Source organism: Ruegeria sp. CDSA034 (genome assembly GCF_059612275.1).
The window spans coordinates 104,478-128,241 of the sequence record NZ_JBXWQH010000003.1; the positions used below are offsets into that span (position 1 = coordinate 104,478).

General features: G+C 57.8%; 23 protein-coding genes. 10 read left to right on the forward strand and 13 right to left on the reverse strand.

Going from position 1 to position 23,764, the window contains the following annotated elements:
- The 5 genes from AC2FLJ_RS07295 to thrS all read right to left on the reverse strand — a co-directional run bounded on the left by AC2FLJ_RS07295 (window position 1) and on the right by thrS (window position 4,694).
- Entirely contained in the window at window positions 1-528 is a 528-nt protein-coding gene (locus AC2FLJ_RS07295; protein WP_058274133.1) for a DoxX family protein, read from the reverse strand.
- Entirely contained in the window at window positions 525-1,286 is a 762-nt protein-coding gene (locus tag AC2FLJ_RS07300) for an HvfC/BufC family peptide modification chaperone (protein ID WP_496696957.1), read from the reverse strand. The genes AC2FLJ_RS07295 and AC2FLJ_RS07300 overlap by 4 nt, the downstream gene beginning before the upstream one ends.
- Window positions 1,283-2,140: an MNIO family bufferin maturase gene (bufB, locus tag AC2FLJ_RS07305; RefSeq protein WP_496696955.1), complete on the reverse strand. Its 858-nt coding sequence runs from the start codon at window positions 2,138-2,140 to the stop codon at window positions 1,283-1,285. The genes AC2FLJ_RS07300 and bufB overlap by 4 nt, the downstream gene beginning before the upstream one ends.
- Before the next feature lie 70 nt (window positions 2,141-2,210).
- A complete protein-coding gene (locus AC2FLJ_RS07310) occupies window positions 2,211-2,513 on the reverse strand; it encodes a BufA1 family periplasmic bufferin-type metallophore (RefSeq protein WP_058275886.1) in 303 nt (100 codons plus the stop codon).
- A gap of 222 nt (window positions 2,514-2,735) precedes the next feature.
- The gene (gene thrS, locus AC2FLJ_RS07315) at window positions 2,736-4,694 is read right to left on the reverse strand and encodes a threonine--tRNA ligase (protein WP_496705061.1); all 1,959 of its coding nucleotides are present in this window, start codon (window positions 4,692-4,694) and stop codon (window positions 2,736-2,738) included.
- A gap of 195 nt (window positions 4,695-4,889) precedes the next feature.
- Here thrS and AC2FLJ_RS07320 point away from each other — a divergent pair, with 195 nt between their 5' ends.
- From AC2FLJ_RS07320 to AC2FLJ_RS07340, 5 genes are all read left to right on the forward strand, one after another.
- Window positions 4,890-5,639, forward strand: a complete 750-nt coding sequence (locus tag AC2FLJ_RS07320; RefSeq protein ID WP_496705409.1) for an alpha/beta fold hydrolase — start codon at window positions 4,890-4,892, stop codon at window positions 5,637-5,639.
- Window positions 5,636-6,631 carry an alpha/beta hydrolase gene (locus AC2FLJ_RS07325; protein ID WP_496705063.1) on the forward strand — a complete coding sequence of 332 codons (996 nt, stop codon included), beginning with the start codon at window positions 5,636-5,638 and terminating at the stop codon, window positions 6,629-6,631. Before AC2FLJ_RS07320 ends, AC2FLJ_RS07325 begins: the two co-directional genes overlap by 4 nt.
- On the forward strand, window positions 6,631-7,059 hold the full coding sequence (locus tag AC2FLJ_RS07330) for a VOC family protein (RefSeq protein WP_282120052.1): 429 nt from the start codon (window positions 6,631-6,633) through the stop codon (window positions 7,057-7,059). Before AC2FLJ_RS07325 ends, AC2FLJ_RS07330 begins: the two co-directional genes overlap by 1 nt.
- 17 nt (window positions 7,060-7,076) lie before the next feature.
- A complete protein-coding gene (locus AC2FLJ_RS07335) occupies window positions 7,077-7,691 on the forward strand; it encodes a hypothetical protein (protein ID WP_496697099.1) in 615 nt (204 codons plus the stop codon).
- Window positions 7,692-7,775: 84 nt separating this feature from the next.
- The gene (locus tag AC2FLJ_RS07340; protein WP_496696952.1) at window positions 7,776-8,492 is read left to right on the forward strand and encodes an alpha/beta fold hydrolase; all 717 of its coding nucleotides are present in this window, start codon (window positions 7,776-7,778) and stop codon (window positions 8,490-8,492) included.
- On the opposite strand, the gene AC2FLJ_RS07345 is transcribed toward AC2FLJ_RS07340, so the two are convergent.
- Together AC2FLJ_RS07345 and phaZ are read right to left on the reverse strand one after the other, a co-directional pair.
- Window positions 8,483-9,055, reverse strand: a complete 573-nt coding sequence (locus AC2FLJ_RS07345) for a DUF6151 family protein (protein WP_496705065.1) — start codon at window positions 9,053-9,055, stop codon at window positions 8,483-8,485. The two genes, AC2FLJ_RS07340 and AC2FLJ_RS07345, sit on opposite strands and share 10 nt — an antisense overlap.
- Before the next feature lie 17 nt (window positions 9,056-9,072).
- Window positions 9,073-10,344, reverse strand: a complete 1,272-nt coding sequence (gene phaZ, locus AC2FLJ_RS07350; RefSeq protein WP_496696948.1) for a polyhydroxyalkanoate depolymerase — start codon at window positions 10,342-10,344, stop codon at window positions 9,073-9,075.
- Window positions 10,345-10,454: 110 nt separating this feature from the next.
- Here phaZ and AC2FLJ_RS07355 point away from each other — a divergent pair, with 110 nt between their 5' ends.
- The 4 genes from AC2FLJ_RS07355 to AC2FLJ_RS07370 all read left to right on the forward strand — a co-directional run bounded on the left by AC2FLJ_RS07355 (window position 10,455) and on the right by AC2FLJ_RS07370 (window position 14,296).
- A complete protein-coding gene (locus AC2FLJ_RS07355; protein ID WP_472724081.1) occupies window positions 10,455-12,257 on the forward strand; it encodes a PHA/PHB synthase family protein in 1,803 nt (600 codons plus the stop codon).
- Window positions 12,258-12,389: 132 nt separating this feature from the next.
- Window positions 12,390-12,836 (forward strand): phasin family protein, encoded by a 447-nt coding sequence (locus AC2FLJ_RS07360; protein ID WP_058275892.1) that lies wholly within the window; start codon window positions 12,390-12,392, stop codon window positions 12,834-12,836.
- Window positions 12,837-12,971: 135 nt separating this feature from the next.
- Window positions 12,972-13,526: a polyhydroxyalkanoate synthesis repressor PhaR gene (phaR, locus tag AC2FLJ_RS07365; RefSeq protein ID WP_058274099.1), complete on the forward strand. Its 555-nt coding sequence runs from the start codon at window positions 12,972-12,974 to the stop codon at window positions 13,524-13,526.
- A gap of 11 nt (window positions 13,527-13,537) precedes the next feature.
- On the forward strand, window positions 13,538-14,296 hold the full coding sequence (locus tag AC2FLJ_RS07370) for a trypsin-like serine peptidase (protein WP_496696944.1): 759 nt from the start codon (window positions 13,538-13,540) through the stop codon (window positions 14,294-14,296).
- Window positions 14,297-14,302: 6 nt separating this feature from the next.
- Here the strand turns inward: AC2FLJ_RS07370 and AC2FLJ_RS07375 are convergent, their stop codons facing one another.
- A complete protein-coding gene (locus tag AC2FLJ_RS07375) occupies window positions 14,303-15,517 on the reverse strand; it encodes a DegT/DnrJ/EryC1/StrS family aminotransferase (protein WP_496696942.1) in 1,215 nt (404 codons plus the stop codon).
- Window positions 15,518-15,767: 250 nt separating this feature from the next.
- Here AC2FLJ_RS07375 and AC2FLJ_RS07380 point away from each other — a divergent pair, with 250 nt between their 5' ends.
- On the forward strand, window positions 15,768-16,712 hold the full coding sequence (locus AC2FLJ_RS07380; RefSeq protein ID WP_496705069.1) for a formylglycine-generating enzyme family protein: 945 nt from the start codon (window positions 15,768-15,770) through the stop codon (window positions 16,710-16,712).
- Window positions 16,713-16,714: 2 nt separating this feature from the next.
- Here AC2FLJ_RS07380 and AC2FLJ_RS07385 read toward each other — a convergent pair whose 3' ends face one another.
- The 5 genes from AC2FLJ_RS07385 to AC2FLJ_RS07405 all read right to left on the reverse strand — a co-directional run bounded on the left by AC2FLJ_RS07385 (window position 16,715) and on the right by AC2FLJ_RS07405 (window position 23,762).
- A complete protein-coding gene (locus AC2FLJ_RS07385; RefSeq protein ID WP_496705070.1) occupies window positions 16,715-18,019 on the reverse strand; it encodes an NAD(P)/FAD-dependent oxidoreductase in 1,305 nt (434 codons plus the stop codon).
- A gap of 8 nt (window positions 18,020-18,027) precedes the next feature.
- On the reverse strand, window positions 18,028-19,386 hold the full coding sequence (locus AC2FLJ_RS07390; RefSeq protein ID WP_108862197.1) for a glutamine synthetase family protein: 1,359 nt from the start codon (window positions 19,384-19,386) through the stop codon (window positions 18,028-18,030).
- Window positions 19,386-20,066, reverse strand: a complete 681-nt coding sequence (locus AC2FLJ_RS07395; protein ID WP_282121503.1) for a type 1 glutamine amidotransferase — start codon at window positions 20,064-20,066, stop codon at window positions 19,386-19,388. The genes AC2FLJ_RS07390 and AC2FLJ_RS07395 overlap by 1 nt, the downstream gene beginning before the upstream one ends.
- 59 nt (window positions 20,067-20,125) lie before the next feature.
- Window positions 20,126-21,445, reverse strand: coding sequence for a glutamine synthetase family protein (locus tag AC2FLJ_RS07400; RefSeq protein ID WP_496696935.1), 1,320 nt, complete (start codon window positions 21,443-21,445; stop codon window positions 20,126-20,128).
- 130 nt (window positions 21,446-21,575) lie between these two features.
- Window positions 21,576-23,762: a xanthine dehydrogenase family protein molybdopterin-binding subunit gene (locus AC2FLJ_RS07405; protein WP_496705073.1), complete on the reverse strand. Its 2,187-nt coding sequence runs from the start codon at window positions 23,760-23,762 to the stop codon at window positions 21,576-21,578.
- Window positions 23,763-23,764 lie beyond the last annotated feature (2 nt).

Below are 23,764 nucleotides of genomic sequence, written 5' to 3' on the forward strand. Positions count from 1 at the left end.
TCATTTCACGTGCAGGGCCCGGTCGACAGACAAGGGGCCTGCGCCGTTGATCACGATAACGAGCAGCACGAAAGTCCAGAGCGTCCGCTGGTCCAGCACGTTTGGTGCGGCGGTGAAAAAGCTTCCAAGCGCTGCGCCATGCCCGGTGACGTCGACAATTGTCTGAACCCAGACAAATCCGATCATACCCAAGGCCGCCAGCCGGGACAGAAGGCCCACCAGAATCAAGGCCGGCAGCAGAAACTCAGCCCAGGTGCCGGCAACTGCGATCACCCAATAAGAAAAGCCGAGTTGTGAACTGTCATAGCTGACGGCTTCCATTGCTTTGGGAAAAATCTGGACGTATGCACCGTCAGACGGGAACAGGAAACCCAAAATGCCACTGCCAAGTTTAGTGGTTGCTGAGTTCCAATAGTAGACAAGCAGAGTCGCGGCAAAAACCACCCGGGCCAGTGTTGGCGTGAGCCAGCCAGAGGTCATTTCTAGCCGTCCCAGGGTATTATTGTGAAAAGAGATCAGGGCAGTCATGTTGCCAGCCTTTCGATAGACACAGAAGTAATCGCGCCGCCCTGCAAAAGCAGCGCCAGAGTGGCCCCAAGGTCAAATTCGGGGAATTCGGCAGAGGTTTGTTCAAATGCCTCGCCAATGGTAAGCCCGGCCTGAACGTGGGCGATCCAGTCCGCTCCGCCCTTAGGCAGCAAATGCGGGGCCGGGTCGAATTCGGGTCGGGTGATCAGGATATCTTCGGACCCGGGTGCAGGTTTGGGTGCACCCTCTTCGGAATTGAAGCGCCAGATCGAAAACAGTGGCCAATCTGACCGAAGAACCTTCATGGATGGCGCAAATTCTAGCTTTGCCAAAACGATCTCTTCCGGTGGGATGGCCAGCGCATCGGGCAGTGCGGCCTGGCTGTCGGCAGAGTGGTAGGACCGGCGCAGTGCCAGTTCCAGACGCGCTACGTCGGCAAGGTAGCCAAGGTGCGACAGTTGCTCCATCCCGGCAAGAAATTCGGGGAATTCCTCACCGTAGAACATCATCAGCGGTGAAGACGGGGGGTGTTTGCGCAGGAAAAGCCCGGCAAGCCCATCCATGTTCTGAGGCCCCAGCAGCCGTGCGATCACGGGAAATGCCTGATGCATCGCTTCGGTCAGTGAGACAGCCACGTTGTTGCGGTAAACGCTGAACCGCCGCCCGGCGGGGCGTTCTGCGGCATCCCACAAACCGTTCGGGACAGCCGCCGACGGGTCAAGCAGGGCTGCGCGGAACGTGGTTTGCGAAACGCTCATGCTGGGATGCGGTCCAGTGCCGCCTGAGCCCGATCTGCTTCGGCCCGAAGAACGGACCAGTCGGGTACGTCCGTATCCCATTCGATCAGAACGGGTTTGGGGCCGGAACGGTCCAACACGTAATCCAGCAACGTCCACACGGGATCAACGACTTCGCGACCGTGGCTGTCGATCAGCAAAGGACGACCATGGTCGTCTTCGTCTTCGTCATGACCGCCAAGGTGTATCTCGTGGACGTTGTCCAGCGGGTAGGCGTCGATGTAGCTCTGCGGAGAGAAGTCCAGATTGGTGGCCGACACGAAGACATTGTTCACATCCAGCAAAAGACCACATCCTGTCCGATGTGCGATTTCACGCAGGAAGTCAGGCTCGGACCATGTACTTTCTTCAAAAGCCAAATAGCTGGATGGGTTTTCCAAAAGCATTTGCCGCCCCACGGTTTCCTGAACCTGGTCTATATGGGCACAGATACGCTCCAGCGTTTCGTCCGTGTAGGGCAGGGGCAGAAGATCGTTCAGGAAATGACTGTCATGGGTCGACCAGGCCAGATGCTCGGAAAAGCTGGCCGGATTCAGCCACCCCACCAAGTGTTTCAGGCGCGCCAGGTGAGCGGGGTCCAAGGGGCCTTCTCCACCGATCGAGAGGCCAACGCCGTGGACGGAAATGGGGAACTTTTCAGAGAGGTGGCGCAATTGAGCCAGCGGCCTGCCGCCATCACCCATGTAGTTTTCGGCATGGATCTCAAGCCAGCCGACCGGATGCGCATGGTCCAGAATCTGGTCGTAATGCTGGGGTTTATACCCGACCCCCGGTGCCGCGGGCAGCCTGTTTGATCGAAGTGAACTATCCAGCATGTGCAAATCCTCCGGTCACGAAAAGAGGCGGGCGATAGGGCCCGCCCCTCCGACTCTCAGATGCTTGGGCTTATGCCGGCAGGTCGCGCTCCAGCGGTTCCAGCGAACCTTCGCGCGCTGCACCATCTGCCGACTTGGGCAGTTCGATATCGGCGCAGGTTCCAGCGTCGACCAGAGTCCAGGCATTGCCCTGATAGTCAACGGTCGAGGTGCCCGCGCAGGTGGTGCCGGGGCCAGCGGCACAGTCGTTCTGACCGGCCAGCGAAACGCCATAGCATTTCTCTTTGGCTTGTGCGGAGGCGGTTGTGGCTACGCCAGATACGGCTGCTGCAACTGCGCTTGCGATAACCAGGGTTTTTGCGGTGTTCGACATCTCGGTAATCCCTTTTGATGACTGCGTATGTCTTCTTGTGACAATGACAAAGGTAGTAGCTAAATCGGGGCAGGTGAATTCACGAGCCCGTGTCTCACAACCCCGTCAAAGAGCGTAATGCCCTCTTGAAGGTTAACAAACTGTTTTTGAAATGAAAAATGGAAAATGTTTCAATCCGACCCCGAAATTGGGGTCGGATTTCGGGCAATTTGTCGCCGAATGTTACAGAAGATCAGGCGGCGTCGCGGCCAATGACAGCTCTTTTGTTACAGCCTCAAGAGATTGAACTTGTGTCTGTTTTTCGCCAAGGCGGCGCACACTTACGGTACGCTCTTCAACTTCGCGGTGACCGACTGCCAGAATGATCGGCACCTTGCCGACCGAGTGCTCACGAACCTTGTAGTTGATCTTTTCGTTGCGAATATCCGCCTCGGCCCGCACGCCAGCAGCCTTGAGCGTTTCGACAACCTCCAAAACATAGTCATCCGCCTCGGACGTGATCGAGGCGACCACAACCTGACGCGGGGCCAACCAGAACGGCAGTTTGCCAGCATGTTCCTCGATCAGGATACCGATGAAGCGTTCGAACGAGCCCAGGGTTGCACGGTGCAGCATGAACGGACGGTGCTTGGCACCGTCGGCACCGATAAAGTTCGCATCCAGACGCTCCGGCAAGTTTGGATCAACCTGCAGGGTGCCGCACTGCCATGTCCGGCCGATCGCGTCGGTCAGAGTGAATTCCAGCTTGGGGCCATAGAACGCGCCTTCGCCTTCCTGAACCTCATAGTCATAGCCCGCTGCCTTACAGGCATCACCCAGCGCCTTTTCGACCAGATCCCAGCTTTCGTCCGATCCGATCCGTTTTTCCGGTCGGGTCGACAGCTTGATTGTCCAATCATGGAACCCGAGGTCAGCATAGACCTTGGACAGGAACGCAATGAACTTGGCGGTCTCAGATTCGATCTGTTCCTCGGCGCAGAAGATATGGCCATCGTCCTGCGTGAAACCACGGACCCGCATGATTCCATGCAAAGCGCCCGAGGGTTCGTACCGGGCGCACGATCCAAACTCCGCCATACGCAGGGGCAGGTCGCGATAGGACTTCAAGCCCTGATTGAACACCTGCACGTGGCACGGGCAGTTCATTGGCTTCAGCGCGTTGATCGCCTTTTCGCGGGCGTGTTCTTCGTCGACTTCGACGATGAACATGTTCTCTTGATATTTGTCCCAGTGGCCAGACGCTTCCCACAGCTTGCGGTCCACGACCTGCGGCGTGTTCACTTCGACATAGCCGTCTCGTTCCTGCATCCGGCGCATATAGTCCTGCAGGGTGGTGTAGATCTTCCAGCCGTTCGGATGCCAGAAGATCTGGCCCGGCGCTTCTTCCTGCATGTGGAACAGGTTCATCTCGCGGCCCAGCTTGCGGTGATCACGCTTGGCAGCCTCTTCCAGCATATGCAGATGCGCTTTAAGCTTTTCCTTGCCGGTGAAGGCCACGCCATAAATGCGCTGCAGCATTGCGCGGTCGCTGTCGCCACGCCAATAGGCTCCAGCAATGCTCATCAGCTTAAAGGCGTCGCCCGGCAACTGGCCGGTATGCTGCAAGTGCGGGCCACGGCAGAGATCCTGCCAGTGGCCGTGCCAGTACATGCGAAGCGGTTCGTCACCCGGAATGGCTTCGATCAGCTCGACTTTATAAGGCTCGTTATTGGCCTTGTAGAATTCGATTGCGCGCTGACGGTCCCAAATTTCGGTGGTCACGGGATCGCGCTTGTTGATGATCTCTTTCATCTTTTTCTCGATAAGGCCGAGATCTTCGGGGGTAAACGGTTCTTCCCGGTCGAAATCATAGTACCAACCGTTGTCAATCACGGGGCCGATGGTGACCTTGGTTGCAGGCCAGATTTCCTGTACCGCGCGCGCCATCACGTGCGCCAGATCGTGACGGATCAGCTCGTTGGCCTGTTCCTCATCTTTCATGGTGTGGATGGCGATCTGCGCGTCAGATTCGATGGGCCACTGCAGGTCCCAGTGCTGGCCGTTCACGGTGGCCGAGATGGCCTTTTTGGTCAATGAGTTCGAGATATCAGCAGCGACCTGAGCTGGCGTGACGCCTGCGTCATAGGATCGTGCATTGCCATCGGGAAAAGTAAGGGAGACTGACTGTGAGTCCAGGGCCATATCGGCTCTCCTCGTCGGTTTGGCGCCCACTGAACGCCCGGTTGCGGGTTATGTGTGTTCGATCCATTTGGCAGTTGCAGCATGACCTGTCAAGCACCCAGCCGCGTTGGGGCTGACGCGGCGGGAGGTTCGAATTCGGGAATTGCAGCCACCGGGCAGCCGTGCATGATGAACCCCAAAAGGAAAGAGGGCGACATGGCAGCGACGGATTTTCTGGAAACGGCACAAGGGCGGCGGCTGGCTTATCACAAAAGCGATGGGGCAGGACCGACGGTTGTATTTTTGGGCGGGCTGAAGTCTGACATGGAGGGCACCAAGGCGGTGCATCTTGAGGCTTGGGCCAAGGCCCGCGGTCAGGCATTCCTGCGGTTCGATTACTCGGGCCATGGCGAGAGCTCGGGCAAATTTGAGGACGGATGCATCGGCGACTGGCACGAGGATGCTTTGGCCGCGGTAACTGCCCTGACCGATGGGCCGTTGATCGTGGTCGGGTCGTCTATGGGCGGCTGGCAAGCGCTTTTGCTGGCGAAGGCAATGCCGGATCGGATTGCAGGTATGGTTACCATCGCCGCCGCGCCTGATTTCACTGAAGACGGTTATTGGGCGTCGTTTTCTGACACGCAAAAACAGGTGTTGGAAACCGAAGGGTATGTCGAATTACCCTCTGACTATATGGAGCCTTATATCATCACGAAACGCATGATTGAGGACGGAAGACAGCAGTTGGTTCTGCGGGATGCAATTAATCTTCAGTTTCCGGTGCGTCTTCTGCAAGGGACTGCAGATACTGCTGTTTCCACTGAAACCGCTGTGCGTCTGGTGGAACATGCCACCGGTTCAGATATGCGCCTGCTCTTGGTCAAGGATGCAGACCACAGATTCTCGGACGGGCCATGCCTGGAAATCATCGAAAACGCCGTGCTTGAAGTGATGGGCGCGCAATGATCCGGGGGGTGGGCAAGGCCATCGGGCGTGTTCTTCTGGTGCTGGTCGCGGCTGGTGCCCTGATCTATTGGTTCGGTCCGCGCGAAGAAGTGAACCTGAACCCGACATTTGAACCGCGCAAGTTTGGCGAAGGGGTGCAGGTCTATTTCGAAAGCGTCGAGTCCGCTTTCGATGACATCACTGCTGGTGTCGAGAAACGGGTTGTCTGGCAAGACGGGTTCAAGGAACAGCGCACCCCGGTTTCCATATTGTATTTGCATGGGTTTTCCGCCTCGTCCGAGGAAGTTCGCCCTGTCCCGGACATGGTCGCCGATGCGTTGGGGGCCCATCTGGTCTACACCCGCTTGCAGGGTCATGGGCGCGGCGGGGAGGCGATGGCCGAAGGCACCGCCTCGGGCTGGATGCAGGATATGGCCGAAGGGTTGGCCGCCGCCCGTGCAGTGGGCGATCAGGTCGTCGTGATTTCAACCTCGACCGGCGGAACACTGGCTGCGGCGGCGACATTGGACGATGCACTGATAGAAAACGTAGCCGGTTTGGTCTTTGTTTCTCCGAATTTTGGTGTGAACACGCCCGGTGCCTGGATACCGGGCCTTCCATGGGCGCGAAGCTGGTTGCCATTGATCATGGGGGAAGAACGGGACGTCTCGGGGCCGGATCCCGAGAAGAACAAGTACTGGTCGTCGGTTTATCCGTGGGAGGCAGTTGTGCCTATGACCGCCTTGGTTGAGACTGTTTATGCCATGGACTTCTCGCAGGCGCGTGTCCCGGCGCTGTTCTGGTTTTCTGACGATGATCAGGTTGTGCGCCCGGACTTGACCCACAAGGTGGCCGAAGCTTGGGGCGGACCTGCAAGTGTTCAGACGGTTACGATGGGGCCGGGCGATGACCCATCGTCCCATGTCATTGCCGGACGTTTGATGTCTCCGGGACAGACCGATGCTGCCGTCGCTGGAATTCTGGCATGGTTGAAAGAGCAGGGGATTGAATGATGGAACAGCGCGTCAGCCTAATCACTGTCGGGGTGGAAGACCCTGAAACCGCCGCTGCATTCTATGAAAAGATCGGCTGGAAACGTGTCGACAGCCCGGACGGTGTGATTGCCTTTGATCTGATCGGGCAGACGCTGGGGCTGTATCCTCTGCCGGCACTTGCCGATGAGATTGGTGTTGACGTGGGCACCTTGGGCCGTGGGGCGCTGACGCTTAGCTATAACTGCCGGTCAAAAGAAGATGTCGCGCTGGTTTTAAGCAAGGTTCAAGCCGCTGGTGCCGAGGTTCTTAAACCGGCCTCGGATGTGTTCTGGGGCGGGCATCACGGTTATTTCCGCGCACCCGAAGGCACGATCTGGGAGGTCGCTTTCAACCCGTTCTCACCTCTGGCCCCTGATGGGGCGTTTCGTTGGAACGGGTACGGGTGATGCGTAAGCCGGGTAGCATGTGGAGCCTTGAAAACCTTGGCCGCGTGCGCCTGTCCCGGCATTTTTTCATGCGTGATTTCTTGTATTCCGAGATTGGAAATTTCCATGAAAAACAAAATCTTCCCGACAATCCTGATCTTGCCATCGAAACCGGCCGAGCCTTTTGCCAGACGTTGCTGGACCCTTTAGAAGAGACGTTCGGACGCGTGGCAGTCCGGTCCGGTTACCGATCGCCGTCGTTGAATCAATATGGCAATGAAAACCGGCTGAACTGCGCCCGAAACGATAATCCACTGGAGTGCCATATCTGGGATTGGGGCACCGGCGATGATCGGATTGCCGGGGCGTCGATTGTCATTCCGTGGTTCGCGGATCGTTACGCGGAAGGCCGGGATTGGCGCGATCTGGCGTGGTGGATGCACGATCATCTGGAATATTCCGAGATTTGGTTTTTCCCAAAACTCTGTGCTTTCAATCTGGTGTGGCGGCCAATTCCCCTAAGGCGTATCGACAGCTACATCGCCCCGCGCGGGAGCCTGTTGCGTGCGGGCGAAAATCCCCGCGAAGACCTGAAGACTCGTCAAAAGCGCTATGCGGATTTTCCCACGTTTTGCGGTATTGCCTATCCGTGAAGTTTAACTTGCTCAGGCCGAAAAAACCTCTCATCCTGTTAAAAAACAAAGCCACTCAAGAAGCTGAGACGAAGGAGGCCGCGATTGATCGAGCCGCTGGTTCTATTGCCCGGATTGATGTGCGATTCTAGGGTATTCGCCCCTCAGATCGCGCACTTTTCCCGTCAGCGTGCGGTCACGGTTGCGCCGGTTTCGCTGGGCGAGCGGATTGAAGAAATCGCCTCGCGCCTTTTGGATCAACTGCCACACCGCTTTGCGCTTTCGGGGTTTAGTATGGGTGGTGTGGTGGCTCTTGAACTTATTCGTCGCGCGCCCGACCGGATTTCGCGCCTGTGCCTCATGGCCACCGATGCGCAGTCCGACACGCCGCAGATCGCGGCGACACGAGAAGAGCATATGGTTGGTGCCAAGGCCGGGCGGCTTGAAGAGGTTATGCGAAAGATCCTTGGGTCAGATACGTTGGCCCCTGGGCCAAGGCGCGTTCCCATTCTGAGTGACGTGACTGCCATGGCATTGGATCAGGGGGCAGATGTGTTCGAACGCCAGATGCGCGCTTTGCAGCGGCGTCCGGATCAGCAAGGTGCGCTGCGAATGATCAAGGTTCCCACACTGGTCTTGTGTGGGGCGCATGACCTGCTGACACCAGTAAGAAAGCACGCCTTTATGGCAGATCTGATCCCAAATGCGGAACTAAATGTGGTTGAGGACGCGGGGCATTTGCCAACGCTCGAAGCGCCTCAGGTTGTCAATGAAGCACTTGAGAACTGGTTAAACATGCCTGCGCGAACCACTTATGGGTAAAGGGCTGCACGGTCGGATTTGCTGAGGATCACAGGCTCGGCAATCGGGTCGAAGGTACCTGTGTCGAAGAAGGGTGTGTTCTTCCAACTGCCTGACATCCGCGATTTCGCGACGCGGGTCGCCAGCCCGTATATGGCCGACCCAATCTTTTCATGGGTCTGTTTGCCGCGGCTTGTGGGGATAAACCCGCGCGTGGTGATCGGCCCCAACCCACTTGGGTCGGGGATACGTTTAACGATAAAACCTGCGAATGGGAACTTCGGCGTTGTTGGTGTGGTCGCCAGTGGCGCATTGCAGCAACTGGCATACCAGCGCATCATCCCTTTGGGGCTCAGTTGCATCAGCGCGAGATGCTCGGCACCGCCGTCGAAAAGGATCTCTTCCGGAAGCATCTGCAGGATTTCAACAGGACCGGGGGCAGGATCGGGTTGCCCAAAGTACAACTGAGCCGCGCGGCAATCGTGACAGTAGCACACGACATGTGTGCCGTGTTTCACGCCTGCGGCGCTGATCCGTCCATGTAGGGAACCGCAAGAGCAGGAAAATGGGGTGTCTTTCGCCACTTTCCTGCTCATGATTTTTAAGCCACTTTGTTTTTGTTTGCGGCGCGACGTTTTGGTTTGCGCGTATTTGCATTCATGAAGTCAATCACAAGCGGCCGGATGTTATCCCGCCAACTGCGGCCTGCAAAAATGCCATAGTGACCCGCGCCGGGTTCGACATGGCTAGCCTTTTTTGCATCCGGCAAACCGGTGCAGAGTTCAAGCGCGGCAATACACTGGCCGGGCGCCGAGATATCGTCATTTGCGCCTTCAACCGTTTTGACCGCAACATCGGTGATTTTGCCGATATCGACCTTGTGACCTGCGACAACGAACTCATTGCGGGCGATCTCGCGGTCTTTGAACACGCGCTCGACCGTGGAAAGGTAAAACTCGGCGGGCATGTCCATGACCGCCAGGTATTCATCGTAAAAGCGGTTATGCGCATCGTGATCGGACGCTTCGCCTCGCATCACGCGCTGGATCTGATCGGTGAACGCTTTGGAGTGGCGATCCCCGTTCATCGACATGAAAGACGCCAATTGCAGCAAGCCTGGATATACCATGCGGCCGACGCCTTTGTATTTGAAGCCGACGCGCTGGATCATGGTTTCTTCCAGCTGTCCCATGGTCACACGACGGCCGAAATCGGTTACGTCGGTCGGGGTTGCATCAGGGTCAACCGGACCACCGATCAGGGTCAATGTGTTGGGCTGGGCCTTGGGCTCGACCTCGGCCAGATAAGCGGTTGCGGCAAGCGTCAGAGGGGCGGGCTGGCAAACTGCAACAACATGAGTGTCCGGGCCCAGCTCTTTCATAAAATCGACAAGATACAGCGTGTAATCCTCGACATCGAACTTGCCTTCGGAAACAGGGATATCACGCGCATTATGCCAGTCGGTTACGTAAATCTCACAATTGACCAGCAGGCTTTTGACCGTGGAACGCAACAAAGTCGCGTAGTGGCCGGACATTGGCGCCACCAGCAGCACCTTGCGGGGTTGTTCTTCGCGTCCATTGACGCGAATATGGATCAGGTCGCCAAATGGGCGCTCCATTACGGGAACAATATCAACAAGGTGGTCTTTGCCATCCTCACACGTGAACGTTCGAATACCCCAGTCCGGCTTTGCGATCATGCGCTGAAACGTGCGCTCGGTCACCTCGCCCCATGCAGCCATCATGCTGAACGCAGGATTGGGTATCATGGAAAACAGTGGGTAAGACGCCATAGCACTGGCAGTTGCCCCCATCCATTGGTTCGTGTTGCGCATGGTTTCCATAAGGTCGTAGGTCATCATGTAGCGCATTTAGGGGGCCTCCTGGCTGCCGGTGTGAGTGTCGGACCATTCGTCGCTTTGCTCCCCAAGCCCACGACGATTATTCTGCATAGCAGCGAGGTTAAGGGGGAATTGTTAAAATGACAACAAGTGAACACCGGACGCCGGAGCTATCCCCGGAACACCTTGAGAGGCTTAAAGAAAATATGGACAAGGTGGAGGAGCTTTCGAAGCGACTTGTTGATGCGATGTCGGGAAAGAAGGGACACAACCCTGCTTTGGACGGTCCGAATCAAGAGCTTTATGCAAAGGCAGCATCGGCGTATTGGGCTGAAGCGATGCAAAATCCCGCGCGGCTTATGGAGCAGCAGATCGAGTTCTGGGGTCAGTCTGTTATGAACTTTGCCGAGGCGCAGCAGGCGCTGGTGGGCAGCGAGGCAGAAGAGGCCGCATCCGGACCCCGGGACAAGCGGTTTTCCAACCCCTTGTGGGATACCAATCCGTATTTCAAATTCATCCGTCAGCAGTATCAGACAAATGCCGATGCCATCGCGCAAGCGGTGGCTTCGGTCGAGGATCTGGATGTGCAGGATAAGCAGCGGCTGGCGTTCTTCTCGCAGCAGATCATCGACATGATGTCTCCGACGAACTTTCTGGCGACCAACCCGGATGCGCTGGAAAAGGCGGTTGAGACGGAAGGTCAGTCACTGATCCAGGGTCTGGAAAACCTGGTGGCCGATCTCGAGGCCAATGATGGCGAGATGGTGGTGAAGCTGGCCGATGACAGCGCCTTTGAGGTCGGCGGCAATATCGCGACGACGCCCGGCGATGTGGTCTATCGCAACCGGTTGATGGAGCTGATCCAGTACAAGCCTGCGACCGAGACGGTGCACGAAACGCCGCTGGTGTTGTTCCCGCCGTGGATCAACAAGTTCTACATTCTGGATCTTAAGGCGCAGAACAGCCTGATCAAATGGGTGACCGAGCAGGGTTATACCCTGTTTGTGGTCAGCTGGGTGAACGCCGATGAATCCCATGCCGATATCGGCATGGAGGATTATATCCAGGACGGATTCCTGACCGCGATCGAAGAGGTCAAATCGATCTGCAAGGTCAAACAGGTCAACGCTGTCGGTTACTGCATCGCGGGCACCACGCTGAGCCTGACATTGTCGCTGCTCAAGCAGCGCGGCGACAAGTCGATCAAATCGGCCACGTTCTTCACGGCCCTAACCGATTTTGGCGATCAGGGTGAGTTCACGCCTTTCCTGCAGAACGACTTTGTGGACGGGATTGAGGATCAGATCTCGGAGGACGGTGTTCTAAAAGCGTGGATCATCGGTCGCACGATGTCGTTTCTGCGATCAAAGGATCTGATCTATGGGCCTGCGATCCGCAGCTATATGATGGGCGAGACACCGCCCGCGTTCGATTTGCTGTTCTGGAACGGGGATGGGGCCAATCTGCCCGGCCGCATGGCGGTCCAGTACCTGCGCGGCTTGTGCCAGCGCAATGACTTTGTCACCGACGGGTTCGAACTGCTGGGGCATAAGCTGCATGTGCGCGACGTGGACGTGCCCCTGATGGCGATCACCTGCGAGACGGATCACATCGCGGCGTGGAAGGCGTGTTATCGCGGGGTGCAGCAGATGGGGTCGCGGTCGAAGACCTTCATCGTCTCGGAGTCGGGGCATATTGCGGGCATCGTGAACCCGCCCAGCAAAAAGAAATACGGTCACTATACCAACACCGACCTGAAGGCAGATCCAGAGACCTGGTTGAAAGAGGCCACGTATCACGAAGGCTCCTGGTGGCCCCGGTGGGAGGCCTGGCTGAAGAAGCGGTCGGGTAAACAGGTGCCCGCGCGCGCGACTGGCGATTCGGCCCATCCTGCCCTGACCTCGGCGCCTGGGACCTATGTGCGAGTCAAGGCAAGTATTTGATTTCAATGCGCCTTGCAGAATTATGCCGCAGTGCAGCAAGAAAAATCTTGCAATGCTGCATTGCGGCATCCATATTGTCCTTAAGCTGATGAAAACCGGGGTGGGCTCGGTTCGGCAAAAGGATTTAGGACAATGGCAAAGACGCAAGACTTCACCGCGACCCTGAAAGACGTTATGGGCGCGTTCCCCGTTGACACCACCGCTCTGGAAGGTGCTTTCAAATCGACCGCGACGCTGAACGAAAAGCTGTCGGGTGTTGCACTGGAAGCGGCTGAAAAGTCGGCTGAGATCTCGAGCAAATGGACCAAGGACACCCTGGCCAAGCTGACCGAGATGTCGAAAGCCAAGGCAGAGCCTGCAGACTACGCCAAAGCGGCCACCGACTTCGCCAGCGCATCGGCTGAAGTTGCAGCTGAAAACATGGCGGCCTTCGCAGAGATCGCGAAAAAAGTTCAGTCCGAAACCGTTGAGCTGCTGATGGCGGCTGGCAAAGACGTAGCCGAAGACACAACCGCGGCTGTCAAAAAAGCCACCAACGACGTGACAGCAGCTGCCAAGAAAGCAACTGCCGCCAAGTAAGCAAACGCCGCGAGGCGCACCCACTCCTCCCAATCGGTGCTATCGCGCAGGGCAGGTCGAAAGACCTGCCCTTTCTTTTTGTGCTGCGCTCGCATAATCTCTGCTGCAATGCATCATCCTTGGGGAGGGTAAACGGTGTCGGAACAAGAAAAACCACTGTTGATCAAACGTTATGCCAGCCGTCGGCTGTATAACACCGAGACCAGCGACTACGTCACACTTGAAGATATCGCGTCATTTATTCGGGACGGGCGCGAAGTGCAGATCATTGACCTTAAATCTGGTGATGATCTGACGCGGCAATATCTGCTGCAAATTATTGCTGAACACGAAAGCCGCGGCGAAAATGTGCTGCCGGTCAATGTGCTGAACGATCTGGTGCGCAGCTACATGTTGCCGGGTGGCGGTGTGATGCCGCAATTCCTGCAAAGCTCATTCGAGATGCTGCGGGAAAACCAGAGCAAGATGATGGAAAACATGAGTGCGATGAATCCGATGTCTCAGATGCCGGGGTTTGATGCAATGCAGGCCCAGCAGCAAGCATTCCTGAAAGCTATGACTGGTGGTCTGTCCGGCGGATGGTCCGGCCCGGACAAAGACGATGACGCCAAATCCGAGCCCAAGGAAGATTTGGACGACATCAAAAAACAGTTGGCGGAACTGCAGCAAAAGCTGTCCAAGCTTAACTGACGCGGCCTAAGATGCGCTGGTTGATCCTGAGTATCACGATACTTTGGATGCAACCCGCGTTGTCGCAGGGCATTTTCTCAGACCAGTGGTCCCAAATTTGTACATTGGGGACACGGGCCGCAGCCGGATGTGATGCGATTCGTGCACGCGAAATTCTTGCGGCCGATCAGCCACCGTGGCGCGCGATTGGACGTGTTAATTTTGCCAGTCGGGATCAGAAGTCCCATTGCACCGGGGTTCTTGTTTCGGACAATCTTGTCCTGACTGCGGCGCATTGCCTGTACAACACACCGCGTCAGCGGTGGATTCCACCCTCAAGCATCCGTTTTGCCGCCGGTTATCAGCGCGGAGAAGCCGCTGTGGTTTCAGGAGTGAAAGCGTATCGGGTTCATCCTGAACAGGGCGTTGAAGGCCGGTTTGATGACAGAGCAAACTTGGATTGGGCGGTTCTGGAACTCAGTGCACCGATTGGGCAGCAAGTCGGCTATCTGCCGCTGGGGGATGATAGCGCCACTAGCACGTTTGTTGCGGGGTATCCCGGTATCCGGCCCCATGTGCTGAGCAAAACAAAGACCTGCCAGCCGCGCCGCCATTCAAGCGGGGTTTTGCTGGCGACATGTCCTGTCATGATGGGCGATTCTGGTGCACCTCTCTTGGTCGAGACGGAAACCAGTTTGCAGGTTGTCGGAATTCTATCCAGCGTGGCTGCAACCCCCAAGGGGATCACAGCACTGTTTCTGCCGGTCGATCTTTTTGACCTTGGACCCTAGTTTTCGTCAGGTTCCGTACACCGGAACCGGGCCTGTAACCTCGCCCACAGACGCCAGCAGGATATCCGAAATCACATCCAGCTCTTCGCGCGTCAGGCGCACAGGCAACCGGACATCGCAGGCCTTCATAAGCATTGCGCGGGTTTGCGTTAGCTCGAACTTTTCCGGCAGGAATTGCCAATTCCAGAATGCGCGGGCGTTGTCCTGACTCAGGCCAAAGACCTGAACTTTGACGCCACGCGCCTCAGTCGCCGCAGCGAAGGCGCGGATATCGTTGTCGTCCATGTCTACCAGGTTGAACTGTATGGAATCCGGTGCCCGGTGTTCGGGCTCCAGAGGGGCAGGGACGTCGATATGGGGTGATGTATTCAGCCGGTCTGCAACATAGTCGTGGTTGGACAGGCCATCACGCACACGACGCGCAAGTTCCGGGATTTGTGGCCGGATTACTGCAGCACTGAGATTGCTCATCCGCAAGTTATAGAGCGGCAATTGGTTCTGCCAGCGGGCAAATGCCTGCTCCAACTCGGGCGAGTTGTCGCCTTGCGGTCCCTTGTGCTTCTTCCAGTTATGTTCATAGGCGCCCGACATGATCACGGCTTGCGCCACCAGATCGGCGTCGTCGGTGATCAGAATACCGCCTTCGCCCGCGTTAATCATCTTGTAGGACTGGAACGAGAAACAGCCGATCTTGCCGATCGTGCCAATATTGCGCCCGTGCCAAGTTGTGCCTAGCGAGTGCGCCGCGTCCTCGATCACAGGGATGTCGCGTGCGTCACAAAGCGCCATGATGGCATCCATGTCCGAGGTGTGGCCGCGCATATGGCTGATGATCACGGCCTGAACGCCGTCCAGCTTGGCCTCGAAATCGGCCATGTCGATGCGATAATTTTCACCGACTTCGCACAGGACCGGAATGCAGTCTGCGTGCACGACCGAAGACGGAACGGCGGCGAAGGTGAAGCCGGGGATCAATACCCGCGCATCCCGCGGCAGGCCGAACGCTTTGAGGGACAGGAACAGAGCGGCCGAGCAGGAGGATACCGCCAGGGCATATTTACTGCCCAGCAATTTGGCAAATTCGGCCTCAAGCAAGGCAACCGGCGCGTCCTGCGGCGCGGTATAGCGAAACAGATCGCCTGACTGCATCAGGGCGTCGATGGCTTCTTTTGCTGCTGGGGGGATGGGTTCGGCGGCATGAACGTTTGGCGGAAGCGTCATATTTGATTTTCCCAAATTCTATCTTTGGGAAAGATAAAGCTATTTTTTCAGCAATCCAACCCTTCAATCGCCCCTAAGGCGAAATTTCACCGATCTGTCAAATTCGGATGCTCTGAGGGATTACGGAGCTTCGACCGGCCAGCTTTTGGTCTTGCAGCCGACGCGAAAGTAAGGTGCGATTGGTTGAACTCTGCTTTTGTTATTCACGGGTTGGACCCCAGATTTGATATTCAGACCTTTGACAAGGCTGTTGGCGATATCCTCGTTCGCAACAGTCGCACACGCCCAATATGTTCTCTCGGATGGAACCGAAGTCGCGCCGCTCGAGATATTTCAGGAATGCGATGTTTGCCCCGAGATGATTGTCTTGCCTTTGGGTGAGTTTCTGAGGGGCGGACCTCCGGGAGAGTCAAAGCAGAACATCAAGTTTGATGAGGCAGGCAACTGGATATCTGTTACGCCCGACAACCCGTATATCGCCTTTCATGAGGGGCCGGTTCACCAGGTCACGATAGACATGCCCGTCGCCATGGGCCGGAATGAGATCACCTATGATCAGTGGATGGCCTGTGTGCAGGATGGCGGCTGCGGCGGGTACGAGCCGCAGGACTTTATTCGACTGCCTAAGTCCAAGCGCGCAAAGGTCAGGGGCAACCATCCCGTTATCACGGTCTCTTATCTGGATGCGGTTTCTTACACCGATTGGCTGAACAGTAAGGTCGGGATGGACGTCTACCGCCTGCCGACTGAGGCAGAGTGGGAATACGCCGCCCGCGCCGGAACGCAGACACCCTTTGCGCAGGGCGAAGAAGTCACCACGGATCAGGTGAATTTTCTGGGCAGCGCGACCGAAATCATGCTGGGCGAAGAGCGGCCTGACCTTGTTTCGCGCGGCACGCCTGTACCTGTAGACCAACTGGACGCCGCTAATGCGTGGGGACTGCGCCACATGTCGGGCAATGTGATCGAATGCACGATGTCCTGCTGGACCGACACCTATGCGGGGTGGGAAACATCCAGCCGCTATCTGGAAATGGCTCTCGAAACGCCGTGCGCGAAAACAGTGAGCCGGGGTGGAGCGTATGCGGCAGCAATGAACACTTCTCGTGTTGCCAATCGTGGGAGAGCCTTGCGGGATACCCGATCGACTTTGGCGGGGTTCCGCGTTTTGAGAGAGTTCAAGCAAGCGCCTTAGCGTCACACCCCCAACCGGTCCCGCAACGCAAACCATGTCATCGCAAGCACCAGCAGCGGGCTACGCAGCGCGGGCCCTCCGGGAAAGGGCAGGGCGGGGACGCGGGCCATTGTGTTAAACCCTTCGGCTTGCCCCTGGATGGCCAGCGCCATCAGTTGACCCGCGTGCGTGGCCGTGCCGACCCCGTGCCCGGAATAACCCGACGCGGACAGGATATTGGGCGCGATCCGCGTCAGATACGGCATCCGACGCATTGTGATGGCCAGAGTGCCGCCCCAAGCGTAGTCGATCTTTACATCCCTCAAGTGCGGGAAAATCTCGGTCATCGGTTTGCGCACTGTTGCCGTGATGTCACTGGGAAAACGGTAGCCGTAGCTTTCGCCGCCGCCGAACAGCAGGCGGCCATCGGCGCTAAGGCGGAAGTAATTCACCACGAACTTGGTGTCGGCGACAGCCACGGCTTTTGTCAGAACGCGGGCGGCATCCGCGCCCAAAGGCTCGGTCGCGGCGATGAAGTTGTTGATGGGCATGACCTTGGTGGCCACCTTGCGGTTCAGATCGCCGAGATATCCGTTGCAGGCCAGAATGACGTGGTCTGCCGTCACATTGCCCTGCGCGGATTTCACAACGGCTGGGGTGGTTTCTTCGACGCCAAGAACCTCGGTGCTTTCATAGATGCGTACGCCTGCTTTTGCCGCTGCCTGAGCCAGCCCCAACGCAAAATTCAGCGGATGCAGATGCGCCGCGCCCATATCCAGATAGCCGCCCCGATAAGAGGGCGAAGGACACAATGCCTGACCTGCGCCTTCGTCCAGAACCTCCATCTGGTCATAACCATAGCGGTCGGACAGATGTGCCGCGTGATCGTGAAGCTCTTGCTGTTCACCATTGCTGAGGCCCAGAACGGCTACGCCGGGTTTCAGATCACAGTCGATCTGGTGCTTCGCGATCAGGGACTTGACCAGATCTTTTGCGTCTTCGGCTAGGTCCCACAGCTTGGCGGCGTCATCATCGCCGACCAGCCGCTCGAGGTCTTCCTGATCCATCCGCTGTGCGCTGCCCAATTGCCCGCCATTGCGGCCCGAGGCCCCAAAGCCAACGCGGTGCGCCTCAAGCAGAACAACATCGAACCCTGCTTCGGCCAGATGCAATGCGGCGGACAGGCCGGTATACCCGCCGCCGACAATGCAAACATCAGCCTTCACATCGCCGGACAGCGCGGGGAAGCGATCCACCGGATTGGCCGTAGCAGCGTACCAGCTGGCCGGGTACTCGGCCTTGCGGTCATTGGAATAAAGCAGGTTCATCGGGTGCCTCAGACATTCATCAGCAGATGTTCGCGCTCCCACGGAGAGATGACCTGCAGGAACTCTTCGTACTCGGCCCGTTTGACGATGCCATAGACGCGGGCGAACTCAGGGCCCAGAACTTCGTGCAAGGCAGTGGCCTCATCAAACAGGTCCAAAGCGTTGCCCATCACCTGCGGGATGTCACCTTCGCCCTCATATGCGTCACCATAGAATTGGCGGCGCGGGCGTTCTTGCCGGGTCAGGCCCAGATAACCACAGGCCAGGGACAGCGCGATGCCCAGATAAGGGTTGCAATCCATCCCTGCGATCCGGTTTTCCACGCGGCGTGCCTCGGGGCCGGACAGGGGCACGCGAATGCCGGTGGTGCGATTATCACGCGCCCATTCCAGATTGATCGGTGCGGCGTGGTCTTTCACATAACGGCGGTAGGAATTCACGTATGGGGCCATCACGGCCAGACCTGCCGGCAGGTGGTTCTGCAACCCGGCAATGAAGTTGTAGAACGCGTCCGTTTCACCGCCCTGAGGACCGGAAAAGATGTTCTGGCCTGTTTCCATGTCGATAATCGAGTGGTGGATGTGCATCGCCGAGCCTGGCTCATCCTCGATCGGTTTTGCCATGAACGTGGCAAAGCAGTTGTGGCGCAGCGCGGCCTCGCGGATCAGACGTTTGAAGTAGAACACTTCGTCGGCCAGTTTGACCGGGTCGCCATGGCGCAGGTTAATCTCTAGCTGACCCGCGCCCCCTTCCTGCGTGATGCCGTCAATTTCGAACCCTTGATGCTCGGCGAAATCATAGATGTCGTCGATTACAGGTCCGAACTCGTCCACCGCGGTCATCGAATAGGCCTGCCGCGCGGCCGCCGGGCGGCCCGAACGGCCCATCATGGGTTTGATCCCATGCGCCGGGTCGACATTGGGGGCGACCAGAAAGAACTCCATTTCGGGCGCGACGATCGGGTCCCAGCCTTTGTCGTGATACAGCTGCACAACACGCTTCAATACGTTACGCGGGCTGAAGGGGATCGGCTCACCATCCCGGTCGTAGGCGTCGTGAATAACCTGCAATGTCCAGTCACCCGTCCACGGCGCGGCAGATACGGTAGAGAAATCAGGTTTCAGGATCATATCCCGTTCGATAAACCCGTCCTCACCCGCTGCTTCGCCCCAATCGCCGGTGATGGTTTGGTAAAAGATGCTGTCGGGCAGGTGGAAATAAGTCTGCCGCGCGAATTTGCTGGCAGGTACGGCCTTGCCGCGTGCGATGCCCGGCAGGTCCGAGATGATGCATTCGACCTCATCCAGCCGGTGGCCGGAGATATAGGTTTTTGCTGCTTCTGGCAGCTGGTCTGTCCAGTTGGCCATCAGGCCCTCTCTTTCTTCAGAAATTCTGCCATGTGCCGTCCGATGGTCGCGTTGTCGTCGGGGCCGGGCAGCCGGTTAGCGGCAGCTTCCATCAACGGGTCGGGAACCACACCCTTGCCGCGCGTTTCCATCAAGCCCTGGATAAAGGCATCGCCGTATTCCGGGTGGGCCTGCACGGTCCAGATGTTGTCGCCATAACTTACCATCGCATTACGGCAAAAGTCGTTGGCGCCGATCACACGCGCGCCTTCGGGCAATTCAACAACCTGATCCTGATGCCAGGCATTCAGGGTGACGGATTGGCCATCCAAGTCATATTCGGTGCGCCCCACGGCCCAGCCACCGGTAAACTTTTCTACTTTGCCGCCAAGCGCCTGCGCGATGATCTGGTGGCCAAAGCACACACCGATCAGCGGGCGACCGCTGTGTTGAATGGCGCGGATTAGATCTTCGAGCGGTGGTATCCACGCATGATCCTCATACGCACCATGGCGCGAGCCGGTGATGATCCAACCATCAGCCTGAAACGCGTCCTTGGGGAATTGGCCGTCTACAACGGCGAAGGTTTCGTAGGTAAAGCCGTTGCCTTCCAGCAGCGCGGCAAACATCGCGTCATATTCGCTGAATTTGTCCTGCAGTTCATCAGGTGGATGGCCGGTCAGTAGGATGCCGATTTTCATGGGTCACCAAATTTGATCAAATTTATTCTAGCCCAGCGGATGCGGGCGGGCAAGAGGGCTCATACGGCTTCGACATAACTCAGCCAATGGTTTTCGGATGGGCGTTCGGCGAACCGCCTGATTTCCTGTCGCTTGGTCATGGCGAAATAGCGGATCAGGTCGGCCGGAAAGATGCGCGCGACATTGGGGTCTGTTTCGAATGCTGCAATGGCTTGGGTCCAGTCGGCAGCCAATTGCGGCAGCCCGTCGACTTCATAGGCATTGCCCGTAATAGGGGCAGGCGGTTCCGACTGATCTTCGATGCCGTTCATGGCGCCCCCCAGAACAGCGGCCAACATCAGATAGGGGTTGATGTCCCCACCGGCGACGCGGTGTTCGATCCGTCGCGCGACCGGCGCGCCACCGGGAATACGCACAGCCGCAGTGCGGTTCTCATAGGCCCAACACGCACCGGTTGGGGCGTGCGCGCCCGGGACCAGACGCGTGTATGAACTCCCGTGCGGTGCAAAGACAAGCGTACATCCGGGCATCGCCGTCAGGCATCCCGCCACCGCCCACCGAAGAAAATCGGTGCCTTCGGGTCCACCGTTGTCAAACACGTTGCGGCCCTGTTGATCCACGACCGAGAAATGGACATGCATCCCGTTGCCAGCGTCATCGGCGTAGGGTTTCGCCATGAAGGTTGCGGTGAACCCGTGTTTACGGGCAAGGCCACGCGCCAAGGCCTTGAAAAGCCATGTATCATCGGCACAGCGCATGGCGTTTTGGTGATTCAGGTTGATTTCGAACTGGCCAATACCGCTTTCCGAGATGGCGGTTTGCGCGGGAACTCCCATCGCAGCGCACCCGTCATAAAGGTCGGTGAAGAACGCATCGAAGGCATCCATTTCTGCCATCGACAGGACTGCCTCATCCTCCAGTCGTCGCTGGGTCACGGGATTGACCGGCGGCTGCGGATGCGCACCCGAGGCGTCTAGCAAGGTGAACTCCAGCTCTGTCGCCGCAATGACCGACCAGCCACGCTGTGCATAGCGATCAAGAACAGAGGCAAGTGCATGCCTGGGGTCGCCAGCAAACGGGGTGCCTTCGTCGTCATACAGGCACATGGGGACCAGTGCGGTTTCCGTTTCCAGCCAAGGCACTGGCACTGGGCCGCGCTCGGTCGGAAGCAAGACACCATCTGCGTCACCGGATTCGAATACCAGCGGGCTGCCGTCGATATCCGCGCCCCACAGGTCGACATTCAACGCTGAAAACGGCATGCGCAGCGTGCCTTTGTCCAGCTTGTCGGCGTAAGAGGGCGGCACACGCTTGCCTCGCATCTGACCATTCAGGTCACATGCGGCAACGCGAAAACTGTGCAGGGCGCTCAGATCCATCACTGACTCCATTACTCTGGCTACCCGAGGTGTAATAGAGGAGCGACCTGTTGTCACGAAATTTGATCAAATTTTCTTTGGCTGAGAAAAACCCCGCGCTCGTCCATTGGGACAGGCGCGGGGTTGGTCGTCAGACGAAGCTGACGCCGTTTTCCACCATCGGCAGAGTGGTGACTTTCACGCCGGAAAGCGCCCGGATCGCATTAGCCAGCGCGGGGGCCGAAGGCGGTGTGCCGGGTTCTCCAACACCAGTGGGGGCTTCGGCGGAAGGCACGATATGAACGTCAATCTCGGCAATATCGCCGATGCGCAGCGGTTCATAATCAGGGAAGTTGTACTGATCCACCGCGCCTTGGGTCAGCGTGATCTGATCACGCATGACGTGGCCGATACCATATCCGATACCGCCCTCCATCTGCGCGCGCACCACGTCCGGGTTCACGGCAATCCCGCAATCCACGGCGCATGTGACCTTCTCGATCTTGATGCCGTTTTCCGGATCACCGGACACCTCAACAACCTGTGCGGCATAAGACCCAAAGGACTTATGCACCGCGATACCTTGTGCGCGACCCGCAGGAGCATTGCCCCAACCGGCCTTCTCAACAGCCAGCTTCAGAACTTCTGCCTTGCGTTGCTGATCCGCATTATTGGTGTCCGCCAGATGGAATAGACGGAATTCTACCGGGTCACGACCCGCGGCCTCGGCCACGGTATCCATCATTGTCTCCATGACATACCCGGTGTGCGTGTGCCCCACCGAGCGCCACCAAAGAACCGTTGTTGCCTTGGGGGTGTCGGTTAAACCCAAGGCCATTCCGGGGATGTCATACGGGCTGTCGGGAATGCCCTCGACAGAGCTGTGGTCGACGCCGTCATGTACCGCGACGGCCTCAAACGGTGTGCCCTTGATGACCGACTGACCGGCGACCTGATGCTGCCAGCCGACGATTTTGCCATCGGCGTCCAGGCCAACGCGAACCCTGTGGCCGACGGCGGGGCGGTAGTAACCGCTGCGGATATCATCTTCGCGTGTCCACACCAGTTTGACCGGGCGCGAGCGGTCGGTGACCACAAAGGCCAGCGCAGCCTCAACCTGATAATCTGCATCTGGCGTCGCCCGCCGTCCAAAGGATCCGCCGGCCAGCATTGTTTTGATGTGAATCTTTTCTGGCGGCAGTTGGAAGATCTGCTGATAGGCCATATGCGGGCCGGTCGGCATCTGGGCACCATCGTGCAGGACAATGTCACCTTCGGCAGTTTGCTCGATGGTGCAGTTCAGCGGTTCCATCGGGGCATGTGCCAAAAGCGGGAAATAGAAGGTGTTTTCAACGACCGTGTCCGCGCCATCAATGGTCGCCGACACCGCTGCGACATCCGCCTTGTTCACGTTATACGTGGCTTCGGCGTCCAGAGCGGCCATGATTTCGGCCTTGATCTGGTCCGAGTCGCGGGTCTCAGATCCGGACATGTCCCAGTCTACCTCAAGCGCGTCGCGCGCCTGAATGGCGGCCCAGGTGTTTTCGGCATAAACCGCGACGCCTGCCTGATTTGGAAGAACTGCAGCGCTGATATAGCCTTTCACCTCTTTTGACGCGCTGTCGTCAAAACTGTTGGCGATACCGCCCTTCGATTCAGGGCGCTTGATCATGGCGACCATATGGTTCGGCAGATGGACGTCCATCGCGTACATTGCCTGACCGTTGCCTTTGATTGCCGAATCCTTGCGGCGCACCGTCTCGTTGCCGATCAGACGGAACTCTGACGAGTCTTTCAGGCGCGGCTCAGCCGGAGCCTCCAGTTGAGAGGCCGCGGCCACGAATTCAGCGATTGGGGCCGATTTGTCGCCTGCCTTGACGATACCTTCCTCAATGGTGATGCCGGATGCGTCCACGCCCCAGCTTTGCGCGGCGGCATTGATCAGCATCTCACGCGCTGCCGCACCTGCCTGACGGTATTGCATCCATGAGTTCGCCATTGCAGTCGAGCCGCCGGTGCCTTGGAAGGGGCCGAACAACAGGTTGTTATAGACCTGCGGGTTGGACGGGGCGAATTCGTATTCGATCTGGTCCATGGTCAGGCCGATTTCCTCTGCGATCAGCGTCGGCAGGCCGGTAGCTGGACCTTGGCCCTTTTCAAAGTGTTTTACGATGGCTGTTACGGTTCCATCTGCATCGATCTTCACGAACGGGTTGAATCGAGCGGTCTCTGACGAAGCAGCCGCCAGCGCCCCATCAGGGCGTGCGCCAACCAGCAGGACGGCACCGGCAGCAGCGGCACCTTTCAGAAATCCACGGCGGGAGGTGTTGATGGTCATGG

Coding starts and splice junctions, on each gene's coding strand:
- AC2FLJ_RS07295 (WP_058274133.1), bottom strand. CDS start 528: ATGACTGCCCTGATCTCTTTTCACAATAATACCCTGGGACGGCTAGAA.
- AC2FLJ_RS07300 (WP_496696957.1), bottom strand. CDS start 1,286: ATGAGCGTTTCGCAAACCACGTTCCGCGCAGCCCTGCTTGACCCGTCG.
- bufB (WP_496696955.1), bottom strand. CDS start 2,140: ATGCTGGATAGTTCACTTCGATCAAACAGGCTGCCCGCGGCACCGGGG.
- AC2FLJ_RS07310 (WP_058275886.1), bottom strand. CDS start 2,513: ATGTCGAACACCGCAAAAACCCTGGTTATCGCAAGCGCAGTTGCAGCA.
- thrS (WP_496705061.1), bottom strand. CDS start 4,694: ATGGCCCTGGACTCACAGTCAGTCTCCCTTACTTTTCCCGATGGCAAT.
- AC2FLJ_RS07320 (WP_496705409.1), top strand. CDS start 4,890: ATGGCAGCGACGGATTTTCTGGAAACGGCACAAGGGCGGCGGCTGGCT.
- AC2FLJ_RS07325 (WP_496705063.1), top strand. CDS start 5,636: ATGATCCGGGGGGTGGGCAAGGCCATCGGGCGTGTTCTTCTGGTGCTG.
- AC2FLJ_RS07330 (WP_282120052.1), top strand. CDS start 6,631: ATGGAACAGCGCGTCAGCCTAATCACTGTCGGGGTGGAAGACCCTGAA.
- AC2FLJ_RS07335 (WP_496697099.1), top strand. CDS start 7,077: ATGTGGAGCCTTGAAAACCTTGGCCGCGTGCGCCTGTCCCGGCATTTT.
- phaZ (WP_496696948.1), bottom strand. CDS start 10,344: ATGCGCTACATGATGACCTACGACCTTATGGAAACCATGCGCAACACG.
- AC2FLJ_RS07355 (WP_472724081.1), top strand. CDS start 10,455: ATGACAACAAGTGAACACCGGACGCCGGAGCTATCCCCGGAACACCTT.
- AC2FLJ_RS07360 (WP_058275892.1), top strand. CDS start 12,390: ATGGCAAAGACGCAAGACTTCACCGCGACCCTGAAAGACGTTATGGGC.
- AC2FLJ_RS07370 (WP_496696944.1), top strand. CDS start 13,538: ATGCGCTGGTTGATCCTGAGTATCACGATACTTTGGATGCAACCCGCG.
- AC2FLJ_RS07375 (WP_496696942.1), bottom strand. CDS start 15,517: ATGACGCTTCCGCCAAACGTTCATGCCGCCGAACCCATCCCCCCAGCA.
- AC2FLJ_RS07385 (WP_496705070.1), bottom strand. CDS start 18,019: ATGAACCTGCTTTATTCCAATGACCGCAAGGCCGAGTACCCGGCCAGC.
- AC2FLJ_RS07390 (WP_108862197.1), bottom strand. CDS start 19,386: ATGGCCAACTGGACAGACCAGCTGCCAGAAGCAGCAAAAACCTATATC.
- AC2FLJ_RS07395 (WP_282121503.1), bottom strand. CDS start 20,066: ATGAAAATCGGCATCCTACTGACCGGCCATCCACCTGATGAACTGCAG.
- AC2FLJ_RS07400 (WP_496696935.1), bottom strand. CDS start 21,445: ATGGATCTGAGCGCCCTGCACAGTTTTCGCGTTGCCGCATGTGACCTG.
- AC2FLJ_RS07405 (WP_496705073.1), bottom strand. CDS start 23,762: ATGACCATCAACACCTCCCGCCGTGGATTTCTGAAAGGTGCCGCTGCT.